This window comes from Amycolatopsis sp. NPDC059027 (assembly GCF_042739735.1).
Taxonomy (GTDB): domain Bacteria; phylum Actinomycetota; class Actinomycetes; order Mycobacteriales; family Pseudonocardiaceae; genus Amycolatopsis.
The window spans coordinates 1-2,589 of sequence record NZ_JBHYIK010000163.1 but is presented as its reverse complement, the minus strand read 5'-3'; the positions used below and the strand labels follow the sequence as shown (position 1 = coordinate 2,589).

The following is a 2,589-nucleotide window of genomic DNA, read 5'->3' as shown; positions in this document are numbered from 1 at the left end:
GCCCGCGCGCTCGCCCCCGCCCCCCCCGCCCGCCCGGGCGCCCCCCGGGCGCGCCCGGGCCCCCCCCCCCCCCCCCGCGGGGGTGTGGGGGTTGCACCCCCACAAGACACCTGACGATGGGCACCGGCGAGCGCGTTCCGCGAGCACACCACCCCCTCCCCCCATCGTCAATCGACCAGTGTCCGGCCGGTGAGCCGGAGGAAGACGTCCTCCAGCGAGCTGCGCCGGACGAGACTGGACAGCGGTCGCAGCCCGCGCGCGTGGACCTGTTCGAGCGTCGCCTCCCCCGCCATGCTGTAGAGCAGGACGCGATCGGGAAGTACCTCGACGCGCTCGGCGAGGTCCTCGACCCGGCGGGCGGCGGTTTCCTGTTCCCCCGCGGGAAAGCGCAGTTCGACGACCTCCCGGGTGGAGTAGCGCGTGATCAGCTCCGACGGCGAACCCTCGGCGACGATCCGGCCGCCGTCCATGACGACCAGCCTGTCGCACAGCTGCTCGGCCTCGTCCATGTAATGGGTCGTGACGATGAGCGTGGTGCCCTGGGCCTTGAGCCGGAAGAGCCGGTCCCACAGCAGGTGGCGGGCCTGCGGGTCGAGGCCGGTCGTCGGCTCGTCGAGCAGGAGGAGCTCCGGGTCGTTGACCAGCGAACGCGCGATCGTCAGGCGCCGCTTCATGCCGCCCGAGAGGGGTTCCACCTGATCGTCGGCGCGATCGGACAGCTGCGCGAACTCCATCAGCTCCTCGGCCTTGCGCCGGACCGCCGCCCGCGACAGGCCGAAGTAGCGGCCGTAGACGTGCAGGTTCTGCCGCACCGTCAGCTCGACGTCGAGGTTGTCCTGCTGCGGCACCACGCCCAGCCGCGCGCGGACGCGTGGGCCCGCGACGTCCGGATCCAGCCCGAGTACCCGCAGCTCACCGTCGGTGCGCGGGGACACGCACGCGATCATGCGCATGGTGGAGGACTTGCCCGCGCCGTTCGGGCCGAGGAACCCGAAGGCCTCGCCCCGGCGCACCTCGACATCGATGCCCCGCACGGCCTCGAACGCGCCGAACCGCTTGACCAGGGCCTTCGCCTGGACCAGTGCCGGATCTTCCGCTGACTCTCCCACCCCTCGCACGATAGATCCCACCACCGACAAAACACGACCGCTTTACCGCCGGGGGCAGGTGCCGCCGAACGGACCTTGTTGACCTTCGCCCGGCCCGCCCATACTCGGACACCATGACCCACAAGCCGCGAATCGCCCTGCTGGCCGCGCTCACCGGGGCCGCCCTGCTCGTCGCACCGGCCACCGCACTGGCCACTGTGGACACTCCAGCGGACGCCGTCGCGGCCGTCACCGCCGTCGATCCCCGTCCGGACACCGCGCGGCTGGCCGCCGAACTGCGCGAACTGACGCGACGAAGCCACGGCGAGATCCGGCTCGCCGAGATCGGCCGGACGAACGAACACCGTCCGGTGTGGGCGGCGCGGGTGGGCCACGGGGCGGTGCGCGTCCAGTACGTCACCCAGCAGCACGGCGACGAACCGCTGGGCACTCCGGCCGCGCTCGAGTTCCTGCGCCACGCCGGTGTGGGGCACAGCGCGTGGCAGCGGTGGCTGCTTTCGCGCGTGACCGTGGACATCGTGGTGCGCGCGAACCCGGACGGGCACGAGCACGACTGGCGGTACAACTACGACCCGGCCGCGACACCGGAGTTCGGGGAGCGCGGCAAGGGTTACGACATCAACCGCTACCACAATCCCTCGCTGGACCCGGCGCGGAATCCGGCCACGGAGGCCGGGCTGATCCAGCGCCGGTACACCGCCTTCGACCCCGATATCGTGGTGGACTACCACATGCAGGGGCGCTACCAGGACGACAAGGGGCGCGCGATCACCGCGTCCGCGATGTGGCCGACCCACCCGGCCACCCGGCCGTCCGAAGTGGACTTCGCGAAGCAGATCACCGTGGTGGCCAAGCGTTCCATCGAAGCGGTGGGCGGCAACGTGTCGCAGTATCCCGGCGGCGACTACGAGGGAATCGCCAGGAACGCCTACGGGCTGCGCGGCAGCGGGAGCGTGCTGATCGAGCTGAGCGACCAGGGCGCGGCGTACGAGCAGAAGCAGATCCGGTCGGCACTGGCCTCGATGCTCGCGATCGCGGGTACGGCCGCGGACGGTTCGTTGCGACACATCGATCCGGCTCAGGCGGACGCGATTCCGCCGCGGGGCAAGCCGATCCCGTCGACACTCCGAGCGTCGGAACCCGCGCTGGACTGACCCGGCATAGTAGTCCGTGAATGCCCGAGGTCACGGTTTTCTCGCCAAGACTTCTGGGGCCGTGGATGTGCTTGAGGTTGCCTGCGGCCCACCAGGCCTGGAGTACGACAAGGGCGTCCTTGGGTGCGTTGGGTACGACAAGGGTGCCCCTGGGTGCAGTGGATGCACCCAGGGCGTCCCTCGGACCTCCCCCGCCCAACCCGACCACACCGCCCAACGTCGCGAACGCTCTGGACCGCCCCGGGTTTCATGGAGGCTGTTGCCTTCATGAAACCCGGTCACGCCGCTACGGGCGGTGGTGACCGGTGGGTCTGCTCGTACTCCAG

Annotated in this window: 2 protein-coding genes; one reads left to right on the top strand and one right to left on the bottom strand. The window is 70.9% G+C overall.

Features of this window, described 5'->3' with window-relative positions; translation table 11 throughout:
• Positions 1-167 precede the first annotated feature (167 nt).
• Positions 168-1,121, bottom strand: a complete 954-nt coding sequence (locus ACFWY9_RS44855) for an ABC transporter ATP-binding protein (RefSeq protein ID WP_378326772.1) — start codon at positions 1,119-1,121, stop codon at positions 168-170.
• Positions 1,122-1,222: 101 nt separating this feature from the next.
• On the opposite strand from ACFWY9_RS44855, the gene ACFWY9_RS44850 reads away from it, so the two are divergent.
• Positions 1,223-2,263 carry a M14 family zinc carboxypeptidase gene (locus ACFWY9_RS44850; RefSeq protein WP_378341766.1) on the top strand — a complete coding sequence of 347 codons (1,041 nt, stop codon included), beginning with the start codon at positions 1,223-1,225 and terminating at the stop codon, positions 2,261-2,263.
• Positions 2,264-2,589: the final 326 nt, after the last annotated feature.

Bases quoted from the DNA above. Each gene is read 5' to 3' on its own strand.
- ACFWY9_RS44850 (WP_378341766.1), top strand. From the start codon at position 1,223: ATGACCCACAAGCCGCGAATCGCCCTGCTGGCCGCGCTCACCGGGGCC.